Below are 16,315 nucleotides of genomic sequence, written 5' to 3'. Positions count from 1 at the left end.
TGACCCAGTAGACATTCGCCGGGCCCAAAGATACAGTTGCTGGTATCTGTTCCAATGGAGGTGCACAGCGATGACAACGGTTGACTCGGACGTCCCGGCCGGAAGCGAACTGAAGAAGGTGCCGTTCTCGACCCGCAGCGGCATCGGGACGGTGCTCGGAATGCGCCGCGACCCCTTCGGTTTCCACGAGAAGCGTGTCGCCGAGTTCGGCGAGGTGTCCGGCATGAGCGCGTTCGGTCGCAAGTGGGTCGTCGCGTCCGGTCCCGAGGCGGCCGAGGAGGTGCTGATGAACAAGAAGCGCTCCTTCGCCAACGCGCCGGCGTGGTCGTACCTCATCGGCCCGTTCTTCAACCGCGGCGTGATGCTGATGGACTTCGAGGAGCACCGCAGCCATCGGCTCATCCTGCAGCAGGGTTTCAGCCCGGTCGCGATCCGGCAGTACATGGATCTCATGCAGCCGATGATCGCCAAGCGGATGCAGGACTTCCCGACCGGGAAGATCCTGCTGTTCAAGGAGTTCAAGGCCCTCACCCTCGACGTCGCTCTGGAGGTGTTCCTCGGACTCGAACTGCCCAAGGCCGAGGCCGACCGCATCAACGGTGCCTTCCTCGACACCGTGCAGGCCGGCGTCGCCGTGATCCGCAAGCCGGTCCCCGGTACGCGGTGGTGGAAGGGCATCCGCTCGCGCAAGGTCCTCGAGGAGTTCTTCTACTCCCACATCCCCGCGAAGCGCGCCACCGCGACCCCCGACCTGTTCTCGGTGCTGTGTCACGCGGAAAGCGACGAGGGCGCGACGTTCTCCGACGAGGACATCGTGAACCACATGATCTTCATCCTCATGGCCGCGCACGACACCTCGACGATCTCGATGACCCAGATGTGCTACCGCATGGCGAAATCGCGGGAGTGGCAGGCGAAGGCACATGAGCAGTCGATGACCCTCGACTCCGAACTCACCTACGACGACCTCGGATCGCTGACCGTGCTCGACGCGGTGTTCAAGGAGTCGCTGCGCATGTGCACCCCGGTGCCCGCGCATCCGCGGATGGCCGTGGCCGACACCGAGATCCAGGGCTACTTCGTGCCCGAGGGGTCGATGGTGACGGTGCCGTCGCTGTTCAACCACTACGACGAGCGCATCTACACCGACCCGTGGACCTTCGATCCGGAGCGCTTCGGACCCGACCGCGCGGAGGACAAGAAGTTCCGCATGGGGTGGAGCCCCTTCGGCGGTGGCGTGCACAAGTGCATCGGCCTCTACTTCGGGCAGATGGAGATCAAGACGATCATGCATCAGCTGGTCCGCGACTTCGAGTGGTCGGTCCCCGCCGACTACGAGATGCCGATGGACTACAGCTCGCTGCCGATCCCGAAGGATCGGCTCCCCGTCACCCTGCGCCGCCGGTGAGCTCGGACGTCTCGGCGTCCGGTCGCAAGACCCGCAACACCGACAGTCCGGGCGATCAGGAGGACGCGATCCTCTCCGCCGCGGCCGCGGAGTTCACCGAGACCGGTGTGCGGCGCGCCTCGGTCGACGAGATCGCCAAGCGCGCGGGCGTCAGTCGCAGCACGCTGTACCGGCGGTTCCCGAACAAGGAGTCGCTGCTGCTCGCGGTCGCGACGCGTCTCTATCAGGACGGGATGCACGCGCTGGAACTCTCGATCACCGGGCTGTCACCGAAAGAGGCCATCGCCGAGGCGTTCTCGGTCGGGGCGCAGCTGATCCAGAAGGATCCGCTGATGCATCGCCTCGTGATCGAGGACGCCGACATGAAGGGCATCACGTCGTCGTCGGTGACGTCGATGTTCATCGACGCGGTCACCGACCGCACCGTCCGCGCGTTGCGCAGCGTCGGTGCGACGCGTCCCGATCCCGACCTGCGCGATGCGGTCGAGATCGTGGTGCGGTTGGTGATCTCGCAACTGGAGGTCCCGGCGTCGGACCCGATGAAGCAGGAGCCCGAATGGGTCCGTGCCTTCGCGGCCACGCACCTCGCGCCGATGATCTGGTGACCTGCCGAACCTGACCCGCCGGTCCCACCGGACGACCGCACCCTCACCCACCCCACCGCGCGCGACGCGTCGTCGCGCGCCGAACAAGGAGTCACCCATGGCACGTAGGAACAAGAAGACGACCGACGTACGCGGCCTCGTCATCGCGATCACCGGCGCCGCCCGCGGCATCGGGTTCGAGACGGCGACCCGGCTGCGCGACCTCGGCGCGACCGTCGTCATCGGCGACATCGACGAGGAGGCGGTCGGCAAGGCGGCCGCCGATCTCGGTCACGACGGTTTCTCCCTCGACGTCACCGACCCGGCCTCGTTCGCCGCGTTCCTCGACTCCGCCGAGGCCGCCGCGGGACCCATCGACGTCCTCATCAACAACGCGGGCATCATGCCGACCGGTCCGCTCCTGAGTTACGACCTCAACGTCGTCAAGCGCAACTTCGACATCGACCTGCTCGGTGTCGTCATCGGCACCCAGGAGGCGGCCAAGCGGATGATCGCGCGCGGCGGCGGCCAGATCATCAACATCGGATCGGTGGCCGGCCGGCTGCCCGTGCCCGGACTCACCATCTACAACGCCGCGAAGGCGGGCGTCATCGTCTTCTCCGAGGCGTGCGACAACGAGCTGTCGCCGCAGGGCGTCCGGGTGAAGACCGTCAACCCGACGTTCACCCGCACTGCACTCATCTCCGGGATCACCACGAACCGTTTCGTGCAGACCGTGGGACCCGAGCAGGTCGCCGAACAGGTCGTCAACAGCATCGAGGGCACCAAGACCCACCTCACCGTCCCGCGGTCGATGGCATGGGTCCACGCGAACGCGGTGATGCCGCCGGCGATGAAGCGCTCCTCGAGCAAGCTGACCGGGATGGACCGCATGTTCCTCAGCTACGACGACGTCGAGCGTGCCGAGTACCTCAAGCGGGTCAACGGCGTCCCCGCCTCCCCCGGCAAGTCCTGACCGCACGCACCATCGCGACAGACGAGGCCCCCTCCCGGACATCGGGAGGGGGCCTCGTCTGCGTGTGCGTCAGCGCCGGAGCGTCACCACTGATCGAGGGTGGTGTACCCGTCCTGGATCGCTCGGGCGAACAGGTTGGCCTTCGAGCGCGCCGGACGACCGGCGGCGGTGTACTTCGCGCGGATACGCGTCAGGTGGGTGTTGACCGTCGATGCGGTGATGTAGAGGCGCTCGGCGGCCTCGGCCTTCGAGTCCGCGGCCAGCCAGCCGAGGAGCACCTCGATCTCGCGGCGCGAGAGCGCCGGGCGGTCATCGGTGACGACGCGCAGGGTGCGCTGGGGCCGGTGCGCCTCCGCGCTGGAATCCTGGTCGTCGAAGTCGTGAGCGACGGACATGGGTACGATCCTCCCGATTGTTCTGCTGCACACATGTGCGATGGGGAAATGATCCTTCGAGGTCGTTCGAGGCGCCAGCTGGACGCTTGTTTGACGCCAAGTCCATACGAAGGTCCATACGTCTCCTGCGGGAACGCTGCACGTCAGGGGAGGGTGGGTCATGAGACCAGACGATGTCCGTACACGTGAGGACCTCGCCCGCGCCCTCACCGAGATCCGCTCGGCGGCCGGTCTCTCGATCCGTGAGACCGCGGCGAGGGCGGGGGCCCTGACCCCCACGGTGGGCGGGTGGTTCTCCGGCCAGCACGCCCCGACGGCGTCGAGCGAGCCCGTCCTGCGCAAAGTGCTGGCGGTCTGCGGTGTCGAGGGGCCCGAGGACCAGGCGCCGTGGATCGCCGCCGCCGAACGCGCCCGCCGACCGGGTGGACGACGGGCGGCGTCCACCCCCACCCCGTATCTCGGGTTCGCCGCCTTCGGCGTGGAGGACCACGACTGGTTCTTCGGGCGTGAGGACATCACCGATCTCGTGATCGGCACCGTCCTCGAGCAGGCCGACCACCCGACGGCGACGATGCCGGGCGCCGACCGCATGCCGATCGTCACCCTGATGGGTCCGTCGGGCGCGGGCAAGTCGTCGGTGCTGCGGGCCGGAATGCTCGCCCAGCTGGAGACCGAGAGCGGTTTCGCGGGCTGGCGGCACCTGCTGATGACCCCTGGCGCCGACCCCGTCGGGTCCCTCGAGACCGCGATCGCGGAGCTGCCGCCGGGCGACGGTCCGGTGCTCCTCGCCGTCGACCAGGCCGAGGAGGTGTGGACGCTCTCCGACGACGTCGCCCGCCGCAGCCGGTTCGAGGCGGGTCTGGTCGAGCTGAGCACGCAGTGCGAGGTACTGGTGGTGGTCGCCACGATGCGCGCCGACTTCTACGGCGTCCTGGCCTCCCTGCCCCGGTTCACGCGCCCGCTGCAGAACGCACACATCCTGGTACCCGCCCTCGCGGAGAGGCAGGTTCGTGAGGTCATCCTCGAACCGGCTCGGGTGGCCGGACTCCAGGTCGCCGACGACCTCGTCGACCTCCTGCTGAGCGATGTTCGTCCCGGGGCCGCGGGGATCGGTGCGGGGTCGCTGCCGCTGCTGTCGCACGCGCTGCTGTCGACCTGGACGCAGTCGGACAAACGGACCCTGACCGTCGGCGACTATCTCGCCACCGGTCGGATCAGCGGCGCGGTGGAGCAGACCGCCGAGCGGGTGTACGCCGAACTCGACTACGCCGAGAAGGGCGTCGCGCGACGTCAGCTGCTCGCCATGGCCCACGTCGACGAGGACTCCGCGTCACGCCGCCGGGCACCACTGTCCGAACTCGGGTTCCCACCGAACGTCGAACTGCCCGAGACGCGGCGAGACGTCCGAGAACGACGTGCGGCCGCGGTTCTCGACCGGTTCGCCGCCGCCCGACTGGTCACCGTCGGCGACACCTACGCCGAGTTCACCCACGAGGCGCTGCTGTCGGCGTGGCCACGCCTGCGCCAGTGGATCTCCGAGGATCGTGACAACCTGCTCGAGCACCGACGCCTGCAGGCGGTGCTGGCGGTGTGGTCCGACGCCGACGAGGCCCCCGAGCTGCTCCCGTACGGCGGTCGCCTGGACCTGTTCAACGAGTTCGCGCGGTCGCCGGAGAACGGTGCGCGGATCAGTGCGGACGAACAGCGCTTCCTCGATCTCGCCAACGCCCGCAGCGTCCGCCTGCAGTCGGTCGATCGCCGACGCATCCGACAGCTCCGCACCTACGCCGCCGCAGCGACGGTGTTCGCGGTCGTCGCGATGCTGGCCGCGGTGGTCGCCGTCGTCGCCCGCACCGACGCCGTCGACCAGAAGGAGACCGCCGAGACGCTGCGGCAGGACGCGTTGTCGACGCGCCTCGCAGTGCAGTCCGACCAGCAGCGCCTCATCGACCCCGCGTTGTCGATGCAGCTGGCCATGGTCGCCTACCGCATCTCGCCGACGGTCGAGGCGCGATCGGCACTGATCGACAACACCGCCGCGCCCATCCCGACCCGACTGCTCACCGCCGAGGGGCCCGCCAAGGTCGCGGCATCCCCCGACGGATCGCTCGTCGCGGTCGTCGGCTCCGATGACCGAATCCGGCTCTACCGCACCGCCTCCCGGGGGATCGACCGACAGATCGCGATGTTCGGCAGTGCGCGGAAGGACAAGCCGCTCTACGGCGTCGCCTTCAGCGCCGATTCCCGTCAGCTGTTCGTCGGGGGCAGCGACACCCTGACGCTGTGGGACCTGTCGAACCCGACCGCTCCGCGGCTCACCACCGACGCCCCGCCGGTCAGCGGTGTCATCCGCGACATCGCCGTCAACCGCCGGGGGAATCTCCTCGCAGTCGCCGTCGACGGCGCGGGGGTGCAGCTGTTCCGGCTCTCGGCGGCCCTCCCGGCGAGCTCGACGCCGGCGGCGACGGTCTCGCGGACGCGCTGGGACCCGGTGACCCTGCCCGACAGCGTCGTCGGGGACGGGACAACGGTCGCGTTCTCGCCCGACGGTCGTCTCCTCGCCGCGGCCAGCGGCAAGAACCGGTTCGACATCTACTCCCTCGACACCCCGAGCGTGAGAAGTGTTGCCTCGGTGGTCCTGCCGGGGGCGATCAACGTCACCGCGACCGACGTCGCGTTCTCTCCCTCGGGCGACCTCGCGGTGGGGATCAACAGCCGTGACGTCAAGATCTACTCTCTCGCCGATCCCGCCCGCCCCAGCCTGACCCGTGATCTGACGTCGTTCGAGAGTTACGTCAACGGGGTCGATTTCAGCGCCGACGGCCGATATGTGCTCGGCGCCAGCTCGGACAACACCACCCGCGTCTTCGACCTCACCGGTGGTGAGGACCCCCGGGTGCTGCGCAGCGGGGCCGTGGTCGACTCCGCGGTGTTCGTGGGGAACACGGTGGTCGCGGCGTCGGAGGACGGGACGGTGAAGGTGTGGCCGCCCGGTCACCCGTCGGTGCAGGCGGGCGTCGACTCGACGTTCCAGTTCGCCTTCGACGCCGACGGTTCGCACTTCGTCACCACCAACGCAGCCGTCGACGGCTCGGTGAGTCAGTGGACGGTCGGTCCCGGCGTGACCATCACCCGCCGCGGGCCGCTCCTCGCCGCGCCGCCCGGCCAGAAGTTCACGTCGCTGTCGTACACCGCCGACGGCGCCACGGCCGCCATCGGTTCCGGCGACGGACAGTTCTATCTCGGCGACTACTCCGACCCCGCTCGTCCGCGCATCGTCGGCGCGACTGCACCCGCGCTCGGCGGTCTCACCGAGACCGTCGATGTCAGCGACCGGTCGCGCCTGGCGGTGGTCGGGACGCTGGCGTCGAATTCGCTCGTCGTCATCGACGTCGCCGATCGCGCCCGCCCCCGTCGGGTGTCGGCGGTCGACGTCGGGTCGGCGGTGGCGTGGACGGCCTTCGCCCCCGACGGTCGCCGAGCGGTGGTCTCGACCACGAACGGCGACGCGGTCCTCGTCGACCTCTCTGATCCGGCGAGGCCGAGCATCCTGTCGAGTACCCGACTGTTCGCGTCGTATGCACTCGCCGCGCGGTTCAGTCCCGACCAGGGTCGTCTGGTGGTCACCTCCTCGACGAAGGAGGTGAAGGTCCTCGACCTCGGTGACCCCCGGAAGCCGGTGGTCACCGACACCATGACCGGACCCAGCAGCACCATCTACGGTGGCGCCTTCTCTCGCGACGGGACGCAGGTCGCCGCCGGTGGCGCCGACGGGAAGGTGTGGATCTGGGACGTGCGCCGGCCGGGGCACGCGCAGGTGCGGGCGCAACTGCAGGCCTACCCGGGACGGATCTACGACGTGATGTTCGGCCCCGACGACCGCACGGTGCTCGCCACCGGCGCACGCGGGATCATCCAGGCCTGGGGTATGGATCCCGACGCCATCGTGGATCAGGTCTGCGCGTCGGGCACGGCGCCGATCACCGAGGCCGAGTGGTCACGGTTCCTCCCGGTCGACACCTACCGACCGACCTGTCGCTGACGGGCCGGCCGCTCGTCAGCCGGGCAGCACGATCGTGGGAACCGTTGCACCGCCCAGGATCCGGGTAGCGGTCGATCCGAGGAAGACCCGCTTGACGCCGCTGCGCGGGGTGGTGCCCAGCGCAAGCACCTCCCCGGCGGGCCAGTCGACGGCGGCGAGGGCGGCCGCGTAATCGGTGCCGGTGGCGACGACGGTCTCGGTGTCGGCGTCGACGACGCCGGACGAGACCAGCCGCGCCAGAGCGACACCCGCCTGTTCTCGCCATGCGGCGAGCACGCCGCGTTCGGCCCCGAGACCGACCTCGGGTGGATACATGTCGGTCGGCGCGACGCCGAAGCTGGCCACCCGCAGGCGAACCCCGGCGTCGGCCGCCATCTCCGCGGCGCGGGCGACGGCCTGGTCGCCCTCCGACGTCGCCGAGTAGGCGCACGTGATGCCGGCGATGCCCGGTCGATCGGGCGCCACCTCGTGTCCGGGCGGGGCGAGCGCGAGCGGGATCTCGCTGGAGTGCACCATCCGCCCCGTCGTCGAGCCGAGCGTGATGTGGCCGCCGGTCTGGCGTCGTGTGCCCATCACGAGCATCGTCGCGCCGAGTCGGCGGGTGGCGGTGGCCAGGGCCGCGCTCACCGACCGTTCGGCGACGCGGTGCACCGTGACCGCCGTCGGGACCGGGTGCCGTTCCAGGGCGGCGCGTGCCGACGATTCGGCGTCGTCGCCCAGACGTTGTGCGTAGGCGGCGAACTCGGCATCGACCTTGGCCATCGACGGCACCGACCAGGGGCGGGGGAGCGCGATCACGACGGCCAGGTCGCGCCGCAGCGACCGGCACAGCTCGGTCGCCAGCGCGAGACCGGCCTCGCCGCCGACCCCCGGTCGGTACCCGACGACGACCGTCACGGCGCGGCCTGCAGGGGATCGGGACGGCCGGTGTTGAGTGCGGAGTGGTGACGCCCCCACACCAGGTAGAACACGAGCACCGCCGACACCCACAGTCCGAAGAACACGAAGGTGTACCAGTGCAATCCGTAGAGGATGTAGCCGCACGCGGCGATGGCGAGGATCGGGGTGAGTGGGTAGAGCGGCACCCGGAACGGTCGGTCCAGGTCCGGTTCGCGGCGACGCAGGATGATCACGCCGAGGCTCACCACGATGAAGGCGACGAGGGTGCCGATGGACACCATGTCGGCGAGGTAGTCCAGCGGGATGAAGCCGGCGAGGATCGCCACGACGATCGCGACGACGATGGTGTTGTTCACCGGGGTCAGGGTCCGCGGGTTCACGCGGGTGAAGAACTCCGGCAGCATGCCGTCGCGACCCATCGCGAACAGGATGCGGGTCTGGCCGTACAGCGTCACGAGGGTGACCGAGAAGATCGAGATGACCGCACCCGCGGAGAGGACCAGCGACGGCCAGGTCGCCCCGGTGACGTTGTTGAGGATCTGGGCGAGGCCGGCGTCCTGCTGGGCGGCGAACTCGCTCGACGGCTGGGCCGCGACGGCGGCCAGTGACACCAGCACGTAGACGAGGACGACGGTGATCAGCGCCGCGATCAGCGCGCGCGGCATCGTCCTCTGCGGATCCTTCACCTCCTCGCCGGCGGTCGAGATGGTGTCGAGTCCGATGAAGGAGAAGAAGATGGTGCCCGCCGCGAGGGTCACCCCGTGCGCCCCGTCGGCGAAGAACGGCGTCAGGTTGTCGTCGTTGAACGCGGTGAAGGCGATGACCGCGAACATCGCGAGGACACCGATCTTGATGAACACCATGATCGCGTTGGCGCGGGCCGATTCGCTGGCCCCGCGGATCAGCAGGATCGCGCACATCCCCACGAGGATCATCGCCGGGAGGTTGATCGCGCCGGGATCGTCGTCGAAGGGTGCCGCGGTGAGGGCGTGCGGGATCTGCGGTATGTGCAGGTCGCCGAGGAGTTCGTTGAGATAGCCACTCCAGCCGACCGACACCGCCGCCGTCGACACCCCGTACTCGAGGAGGAGGCAGCCGGCGACGGCCATGCCGGCGAACTCGCCGAGCGTCGCGTAGGCGTAGGAGTAGGTCGACCCCGAGACCGGCACCGACGACGCCATCTCGGCGTAGCAGAGCGCGGCGAGCCCGGCGGCGATACCCGCGAACACGAACGAGATGATGACCGACGGTCCGGCCTCGGGCACGGCCTCGGCCATGACGAAGAAGATGCCGGTGCCGATGGTCGAGCCGATGCCGAAGCTCGCGAGCTGCACGGTGGTGATGTTCCGCTTGAGGCCGGTGTCGGCCTCGGCCTTCCATCCGGTGGGGATCGGTTTGCGGCGCAGCAACGTCGCGCGCGTGAGGGGTGCGGGGTGGGGTGATCGTGTGGCCACTGCGACTCCTCCGACGGGAAGCTCGACGACGGTCGAGAGACCATCAAAGCATCGCGGGGACGTCGGCGCGGTGTGGATGCGACAGTGGGTGCGCCCCGCGCCGCTACTCTTGGCGCGGGGTCGGTACCGCAGGTGGGCGTGGAGGTGATCGTGACGCGTTCGTCTCGTTCTGCCCGCCGACAGGCGCGACGCGAGTTGACGGTGGCACGTAGAGACCTCGACCGACTCCTCGGCACCGGCGATCCGCCCGCCCGCACCCCCCGATGGTTTCTCGCCGCGGGTGTCGTCGTGGTCGCGCTCGTGATCGCCACCGTCGTCGTCCTCGCGGTGCGGGGCACGCAGACCCGCTACCGCGACGTCGACTTCACCACCGCCGCACAGACCACGGTGTCGGCGCTCCTGCTGCCCGACGCGCGGGACCCCGATCGCGCGCGGCAGATCCTGGACTCCTCGACCGGGTCGTTCCGCGACGAGTTCGCGCAGTCGACCGGTGCCTACCGCACCCTCGTGACCCGCCTCGGCACCGTTGCGACCGGCAGTGTCGACGGAGTCGCTCTGGCCGGTCGTGACGGCGACACCGCCGAGGTCCTGGTCACCGCCGTGGTCCTCACCCGTTCCGGGACAGGCGAATCCACCCCGGGAGAGGCGGACACGGCGACGGCGCCGAATCGCTTCCGACTCATGGTGCGCATCGAACCCGACTCGAGCACACCGAACGCGGGCGAGCTGAAACTGTCGCGCGTGGAGTTCCTCCCGTGACCGGCGTCGGGTCCCGGCTGTCGCTGCCCGGCACGGTGATCGCGGCGGGTGCGGCGGCGGTGTGGCTCGGGGCGTTGGTCGGGTGGGCCCCGTGGTGGGTGTCGTCGGTCGTGACGGTCGTCGCTGTCGCGGCCGTCGTCGTCGGCATCGGTTCGGTGTCCCGCCGACGTCGGAACCTGCTCGCGACAACGACTCTCGTGCTCGCGGTGACCCTCGCAGCGGTGGTCGCGGTGAGCGCGACGCACCTTGTCGACCGACGTGCGGTCGATCACGCGGCCGACACCGCAGCGCGCGACGCCGGGCCGCTGGTGTGCCGGGTCGTCGACCGCGGAACCGCCGCCGCCCGCGCCGCGGCCCTCGATGCCGCGACCGCGGATCTGGCCGACCGACTGCGGTCGGGCGCGGGCGCCCTCGACGGGCCGCAGCCGTCCGGTGCCGACGTCACCGCCGGGTGCGTACCCGTCGAGACCGGAGTCACCGCCGTGTCCGGCGCGGGTGCGGATGTGGTGGTCGCGGTGAACGTCACCGAGCGGCAGGGGACCGACACGTCCACGGTGGGAAGGGTTCTCGCCGCGCACCTGCGCCGCGTGGACGATCGCTGGCGGGTCGCGACGCTGGAGGTGCTGCGGTGAGCGCATCCGAATCGGCCCGGGTCACCGCCGCGCGCGAACGCCTGGAACGAGCCGAGGCCGCGGTGGCGGCGACGGAGGTCCACACGGGGCCGGGGCGGTCGAGCGACGATGGTGGCACTCGGCGCACACGCCGCGTCGCGGTCCTGATCGCGATCGTCGTGGTGGTCGCCGCGACCGTCGCGGGGATCGTCGTCTGCGTCTTCTCGGTCCGGGCCGACGACGAACGCGGCCGGGCCGAGGCCGTGGTCGCCGCGACGCGCGCGGCCGTGGCCACAGTGCTCACCGCCGACCCCACCGACCCCGAGGGGTATCTCGCGTCGGTCCGCCGGGTGAGCAGCGGGGATTTCCTCCGCCGGATCGACGATTCGGCCGCCGAGATCACCGCAGCGGTTGCGGCACAACGGCTACCGGGTACCGGACAGGTCGTCGCGGCCGGCGTCGTCGGCGATGCGGCCCGCTCTCCGGTCGACCTGCTCGTCGTGGCCGAGGCCACCAACCCCGCGCTGCTCGGCGGATCGGCGACCGACGGACGACTCGTGCTCGACGTCCGCATGATCCACGGCGCGCGCGGGTGGACCATCGACCGGGCGCAGCTGCGATGACCGCCGCCACATCGGCGTCGACCCCGACCCGCGCCGCCCGCGGCGTGATCTGCCTGGCCGCGGTCGCGGGCATCGTCTCCGCGCTGGTCGTCCTCGGTGCGCCGACCTGGGTGTGGCCGCCCGCGGTCGCCGTCGCGCTCGGGGTGCTCGCGCACCTGTGGACCGGTGTCGTGCGGCGGCACCCGTCAGATCAGGGCCCCATTGATCGGGTCCCCGTCCACCGACGCGATGCGGTGGTCGCGGCCGTCGCGCTGGTGGCTCTGGCGACCACCCTCGCGGGCGCGTCGTTGCGCCCCACCCGCGACGACGCCGGACCCGATCCGACCCTGCTCGGCGCGGCGCGGTCGACGATGACCGCGCTGTTCGACTTCGGCCCGGCCGATTTCGCCGCCGACCCCGCCACCCGCCGCGCCGCACGGATCACGCCGCTGCTGACGGGCCGGTTGCTCGCCGACTACCGCAGCCAGGGACCGAATGTCGCGCTGGCCTCGGCTGTCGAGACCGGCGCCTCGTCGTCGATCGCGGTGACCGGGGTCGGGGTCGCCCCGGCCGCCACCACCGGAGGCGAGACCATGCGGCTGTTGGTGTTCGCCACCCAGACGATCGACATCCCCACGGCCTCACCGTCACGCGCCACGGTGCCGATCGCGCGGTGGGTCGTGATGCGTAGAGTCGGAGACGGGTGGCGCATGGCCGATCTGTACCCCGTCGGTGTCGATGGATGAGCCGATGGTCGGGTGAGTCGTGCGCACGCCCCCGATTCGAGGAGACGCGCATGAGCGGTGGAGTGGTCGTTGTCGGTGCGGGACTCGCGGGTGCCCGTCTCGCGGAAAACCTTCGGCAGGCGGGATTCTCCGACGCCATCACGCTGATCGGTCGCGAGGAGCACATCCCGTACGACCGTCCGCCGCTGTCGAAGGCCGTGCTGCGCGGCGACCGTGACCTCGTGGAACTCAAGCCCGAGCAGTGGTACGCCGACAACTACGTCACCCTCACCCTGGGCGTCGAGGTGACCGACGTGGACCCGGAGGCCCGCACGGTGTCGGTCGGCGGCGGCGTCACCGTCGACTACGACTCCCTGGTGTTGGCAACAGGTCTCGACCCGCGCATGCTCCCGGGGACCGCGGATCTGACCGGCGTGCACGTACTGCGCACCTACGACGACGCCGTCGCCCTGCGCGCCGCGGCGAGCGACGGCGCGCGCGTGGTGGTCGTCGGGGCCGGCTTCATCGGCTGCGAGGTCGCCGCGAGTCTGTCGACCGCCGGCGCGACGGTGACCATCGTCGAACCCGCCGAGACCGCGCTGAACGCGGCGCTCGGACCGGTGATCGGCAAGCGCGTGGAGAAGCTGCACACCGACCGCGGCGTCACCGTGCGCACCGGGGTCGGTGTCGACGAGATCGTCGCCGAGTCCGGTCGCGTGACCGCGGTCGCGCTCGACGACGGCACCCGGATCGAGACCGACATCGTGGTCCTGGGCATCGGGTCCACCCCGATGACGGGACTCGCGGAGTCGATCGGTCTCGATCTCGCCGATCGCGCGCACGGTGGTGGGATCGCCTGCGACGCACGGGGGGCGACGTCGGTCGACGGGATCTACGCGCTCGGCGACGTCGCCATCTGGTCCGACGAGTCGGGCGTGTTCGGCCACCGGGTCGAGCACTGGAATCACGTGGTGGAGCAGGCGAAGGTGCTCGCCGACACGCTCGTCGGGGGCGACCGGGCCTCGACGACCCCGGTGGTGCACTACTTCTGGACCGACCAGTTCGACATCAAGATCCAGTGCCTCGGTACCCCCGCCGCCGACGACGACGTGCACATGGTCGACTCCGACGGCGACAAGTTCCTCGCCTATTTCAGTCGCGACGGCGTTCTCACCGGCGTCGTGGGTGCGGGCCGCGCGGGCGCGGTCATGAAGATGCGCGCCACCGTCGCCGCCGACACCCCGATCGCCGACCTCATCTCCTAGGACCGCAGCGGTGGTCGCCGATCGGGTGGACGCGCCGTCGGTGATGGCCGCGGTCGATGCCCTCGCCGACCCCGAGCGGGCCGCCGGGTCGGCGCGGTTCTTCAAGTCCGGTCCCGGGCAGTACGGCGAGGGGGACCGATTCGTCGGGGTACCGGTGCCACGGTTGCGCTCCCTGGTGGCGTCGTTCCGCGGCCTCGATGCGCGCGGGGTCGTCGACCTGCTCGACAGTCCGATGCACGAACACCGACTGATGGGCCTGTTCCTGCTGCGCGACGGCTTCGAGCGCAGCGACACCGAGGCCGCGCGGCGGGACTGGGTCGAGCTCTATCTCGACGCCGTCACACGCGGCCGGGTGAACAACTGGGATCTCGTGGACAGTTCCGCCGATCCGATCCTCGGCGTGTGGCTCCTCGACCGTCCGCGGGACCTGCTGGGGCGGTTCGCCTCCGACGACGACCTGTGGTGTCGACGCGTCGGCATCGTCGCCACGTTCGCGTTCATCCGGCGGGGTGACCCCTCGGCGCTGTACGAGATCGCGCCGCTGGTCGTCGCCGATCGCCGCGATCTCATCCAGAAGGCGTTCGGCTGGATGCTGCGGGAGGCCGGGAAACGGTGCGATCGAGACGAACTGGTGCGTTTTCTCGAGACCCATGCTGCCGCGATGGGTCGCACCGCACTGTCGTACGCGACCGAGCACCTCGATGCCGATCACCGTGCCGCGCTGCGGGCGATGCGATAGTTCGCGTCGCGTCCCCACCGGCGCTCGTCGCGTCGGATAACATCCGATCCGAGGGTATGTCTGAGGGGGAATCATGCGGGGTGGACTCGTGCATGTGACCGGGCGGGCGGGTTCTATCGCCGCGCTCGTGGTCACCGCGGTCTTGGCGGTGTCCGGTGGCGCGACGGCGGTGGCGAACGCCGACCCGGTTCCGAGCTACCGGGTGACGGTCGGCCAGGGCGGTGCGATGACGTCGACGCTGTCCGGCGCCGCGTTCACGCGCACGCCCGATGGCCTCGTCGTCACCGACGACCGCGGTCGCGCCATCGACCGCGTCCCCGCGTCGATCCCGCTCGACGGGGTCGATGTCCCGATGCGGACGACGGTCGCCGCGGACGGTCGTAGCGCGACGATCGCACCGGACCTCACACCGACGGTGACCGCCGCGATCAAGCGGGGCGCCCACCCGGTCTCGGCGCGCAAGGACCGCGCCTACTACGCCATGCTGTTCCACGTCGCGAACGGACTCAACCGTGCGGGCACCGTGTCGGCCGCCGCCGGAGCGGGTGTCGGCACGGTCGTGGGTGCCGCGGTGGGGCTCGTCGTGGGCTGTTCTGTCCTCGGTGCCTGTCTCCTGATCATCCCCGCGGCCGCCGCCGGTGCCGCGATCGGCGCGACCGTGGCCGGCGCGATCGGCACGCAGTACGGCGACCCGAAGGCCGCGCAGTCCGTGCTGACCTGGCTCACCACCCGCTGAGCTGTCGGCTCAGAATTCAATCGTGAGGTGGTCTGAGGTGGGGCGGGCCTGGCAGCCCAGGATGTAGCCGTCGTCGATGTCCTCCTGATCGAGGGCGCCGACATTGGCCATCTCGACGGTGCCGTCGACGACGGTGCATGCGCAGGAACCACATTCGCCCTCACGGCACGAGTACGGCACGTCGAGTCCGGCGGCCATCATGATGTCGACGAGTGTCTGGCTGCGGGGCCACGATAGTTCGTGGACGGTGCCGTCGAGCGCCACCGACACCGACGCGGCGTCAGCGGTCTCCTCGGCACTGACGACGGCGACGTCGGGATCGTCGAACGGGTCTCCGGACAGCGAGGTGAAGACCTCGGCGTGGACCTGTTTGTGGCCGAACCCGGCGTCGGCGAGCGCGGTGTGCACGGCGTCCATGAACGGTCCGGGCCCGCACATGTACGCGTGGTGGGCGGCGTAGGGACGCAGCAGCGCGGTGAGCGCGGCGACTCCCGGCAGACCCTGGACGGTCTCGAGCCAGTGGATGACGGTGAGGCGTTCCGGGTGTGCCGCGTGCAGGGTCCGGATCTCCTCGGCGAAGATCACGTCGTCCTGGCTGCGGTTGGCGTAGAACAGCACCACCGGTCCCGATCCGGTCGCGAGCGCGGCCTTGAGGATCGACACGATCGGCGTGATTCCGCTGCCCGCGGCCAGCAGGAGCAGAGGTGCGTCGAGGTCGGCGGGGGTGAAGACACCCGACGGTGGGAGCACCTCGACCTCGTCGCCGGGGGAGGCGTTGTCGCACAGCCAGTTCGACCCGTATCCGTCGGCGGTGCGTTTGACGGTCACCTTCGGCTTGGCGTCGGTCGTCGGCGACGACGCCAGCGAGTAGCACCGCGCCACCGATCCGGTCCGGTCGCTGGGGATCCGCAGCGTGAGGAACTGGCCGGGCTTGTAGCCGAAGCGGTCGGTGTGCTCGGCGGGTACGTCGAAGACGAGCGACCGGGCGTCGGCGGTCTCCTCGATCACCTCGGCGATCGTGAGGACGACGCTCCTGGTGCTGTGGGGCGTGATCGCCGTCATCGGCCACCTCTCTCGCAAAATGAGAACACGTTCTAGTTTTGAGGATACCCACCGTGC

Annotated in this window: 15 protein-coding genes; 11 read left to right on the top strand and 4 right to left on the bottom strand. The window is 70.2% G+C overall.

The annotated features are described in order from the left end of the window. Positions 1 to 70 precede the first annotated feature (70 nt). The 3 genes from OG579_RS07605 to OG579_RS07595 all read left to right on the top strand — a co-directional run bounded on the left by OG579_RS07605 (position 71) and on the right by OG579_RS07595 (position 2,968). A complete protein-coding gene (locus OG579_RS07605; protein ID WP_328858642.1) occupies positions 71 to 1,408 on the top strand; it encodes a cytochrome P450 in 1,338 nt (445 codons plus the stop codon). Next, entirely contained in the window at positions 1,405 to 2,013 is a 609-nt protein-coding gene (locus tag OG579_RS07600) for a TetR/AcrR family transcriptional regulator (RefSeq protein WP_045823740.1), read from the top strand. The genes OG579_RS07605 and OG579_RS07600 overlap by 4 nt, the downstream gene beginning before the upstream one ends. Before the next feature lie 97 nt (positions 2,014 to 2,110). Further along, positions 2,111 to 2,968, top strand: coding sequence for an SDR family oxidoreductase (locus OG579_RS07595; protein WP_328858641.1), 858 nt, complete (start codon positions 2,111 to 2,113; stop codon positions 2,966 to 2,968). Positions 2,969 to 3,051: 83 nt separating this feature from the next. Here OG579_RS07595 and OG579_RS07590 read toward each other — a convergent pair whose 3' ends face one another. After that, positions 3,052 to 3,363 (bottom strand): LuxR C-terminal-related transcriptional regulator, encoded by a 312-nt coding sequence (locus OG579_RS07590; protein WP_082080324.1) that lies wholly within the window; start codon positions 3,361 to 3,363, stop codon positions 3,052 to 3,054. 160 nt (positions 3,364 to 3,523) lie between these two features. Between OG579_RS07590 and OG579_RS07585 the strand changes: the two genes are divergently transcribed. Next, positions 3,524 to 7,405, top strand: a complete 3,882-nt coding sequence (locus OG579_RS07585; protein ID WP_328858640.1) for an nSTAND1 domain-containing NTPase — start codon at positions 3,524 to 3,526, stop codon at positions 7,403 to 7,405. Between the two features lie 15 nt (positions 7,406 to 7,420). Here OG579_RS07585 and OG579_RS07580 read toward each other — a convergent pair whose 3' ends face one another. Together OG579_RS07580 and OG579_RS07575 are read right to left on the bottom strand one after the other, a co-directional pair. Next, on the bottom strand, positions 7,421 to 8,302 hold the full coding sequence (locus OG579_RS07580) for a universal stress protein (protein WP_328858639.1): 882 nt from the start codon (positions 8,300 to 8,302) through the stop codon (positions 7,421 to 7,423). Further along, entirely contained in the window at positions 8,299 to 9,714 is a 1,416-nt protein-coding gene (locus OG579_RS07575) for an amino acid permease (protein ID WP_045823821.1), read from the bottom strand. Before OG579_RS07575 ends, OG579_RS07580 begins: the two co-directional genes overlap by 4 nt. A 246-nt stretch (positions 9,715 to 9,960) precedes the next feature. Here OG579_RS07575 and OG579_RS07570 point away from each other — a divergent pair, with 246 nt between their 5' ends. From OG579_RS07570 to OG579_RS07540, 7 genes are all read left to right on the top strand, one after another. Then, positions 9,961 to 10,518 carry a hypothetical protein gene (locus OG579_RS07570; RefSeq protein WP_328858638.1) on the top strand — a complete coding sequence of 186 codons (558 nt, stop codon included), beginning with the start codon at positions 9,961 to 9,963 and terminating at the stop codon, positions 10,516 to 10,518. Further along, a complete protein-coding gene (locus OG579_RS07565; protein WP_328858637.1) occupies positions 10,515 to 11,150 on the top strand; it encodes a hypothetical protein in 636 nt (211 codons plus the stop codon). Before OG579_RS07570 ends, OG579_RS07565 begins: the two co-directional genes overlap by 4 nt. Further along, positions 11,147 to 11,752, top strand: a complete 606-nt coding sequence (locus tag OG579_RS07560; RefSeq protein WP_328858636.1) for a hypothetical protein — start codon at positions 11,147 to 11,149, stop codon at positions 11,750 to 11,752. Before OG579_RS07565 ends, OG579_RS07560 begins: the two co-directional genes overlap by 4 nt. After that, positions 11,749 to 12,477: a hypothetical protein gene (locus OG579_RS07555; RefSeq protein ID WP_328858635.1), complete on the top strand. Its 729-nt coding sequence runs from the start codon at positions 11,749 to 11,751 to the stop codon at positions 12,475 to 12,477. Before OG579_RS07560 ends, OG579_RS07555 begins: the two co-directional genes overlap by 4 nt. 50 nt (positions 12,478 to 12,527) lie before the next feature. Further along, entirely contained in the window at positions 12,528 to 13,721 is a 1,194-nt protein-coding gene (locus tag OG579_RS07550) for an NAD(P)/FAD-dependent oxidoreductase (RefSeq protein WP_328858634.1), read from the top strand. Positions 13,722 to 13,764: 43 nt separating this feature from the next. Then, entirely contained in the window at positions 13,765 to 14,460 is a 696-nt protein-coding gene (locus tag OG579_RS07545; protein ID WP_328859187.1) for a DNA alkylation repair protein, read from the top strand. Positions 14,461 to 14,548: 88 nt separating this feature from the next. Then, the gene (locus OG579_RS07540) at positions 14,549 to 15,196 is read left to right on the top strand and encodes a hypothetical protein (RefSeq protein ID WP_328858633.1); all 648 of its coding nucleotides are present in this window, start codon (positions 14,549 to 14,551) and stop codon (positions 15,194 to 15,196) included. A gap of 9 nt (positions 15,197 to 15,205) precedes the next feature. Here the strand turns inward: OG579_RS07540 and OG579_RS07535 are convergent, their stop codons facing one another. Beyond that, the gene (locus OG579_RS07535) at positions 15,206 to 16,258 is read right to left on the bottom strand and encodes a ferredoxin--NADP reductase (protein ID WP_328858632.1); all 1,053 of its coding nucleotides are present in this window, start codon (positions 16,256 to 16,258) and stop codon (positions 15,206 to 15,208) included. Between the last annotated feature and the right edge of the window lie 57 nt (positions 16,259 to 16,315).

This window comes from Williamsia herbipolensis (assembly GCF_036153515.1).
In the GTDB taxonomy this organism is placed as follows: Bacteria; Actinomycetota; Actinomycetes; order Mycobacteriales; family Mycobacteriaceae; genus Williamsia_A; species Williamsia_A herbipolensis.
The sequence above is the reverse complement of the archived record's forward strand: the minus strand, read 5'-3'. Positions and strand labels throughout refer to the sequence as shown.

What these genes read in the sequence shown, in the direction of transcription:
- OG579_RS07605 (WP_328858642.1), top strand. Translation starts at nt 71, where the DNA reads ATGACAACGGTTGACTCGGACGTCCCGGCCGGAAGCGAACTGAAGAAG.
- OG579_RS07595 (WP_328858641.1), top strand. Translation starts at nt 2,111, where the DNA reads ATGGCACGTAGGAACAAGAAGACGACCGACGTACGCGGCCTCGTCATC.
- OG579_RS07590 (WP_082080324.1), bottom strand. Translation starts at nt 3,363, where the DNA reads ATGTCCGTCGCTCACGACTTCGACGACCAGGATTCCAGCGCGGAGGCG.
- OG579_RS07585 (WP_328858640.1), top strand. Translation starts at nt 3,524, where the DNA reads ATGAGACCAGACGATGTCCGTACACGTGAGGACCTCGCCCGCGCCCTC.
- OG579_RS07555 (WP_328858635.1), top strand. Translation starts at nt 11,749, where the DNA reads ATGACCGCCGCCACATCGGCGTCGACCCCGACCCGCGCCGCCCGCGGC.
- OG579_RS07550 (WP_328858634.1), top strand. Translation starts at nt 12,528, where the DNA reads ATGAGCGGTGGAGTGGTCGTTGTCGGTGCGGGACTCGCGGGTGCCCGT.
- OG579_RS07545 (WP_328859187.1), top strand. Translation starts at nt 13,765, where the DNA reads ATGGCCGCGGTCGATGCCCTCGCCGACCCCGAGCGGGCCGCCGGGTCG.
- OG579_RS07535 (WP_328858632.1), bottom strand. Translation starts at nt 16,258, where the DNA reads ATGACGGCGATCACGCCCCACAGCACCAGGAGCGTCGTCCTCACGATC.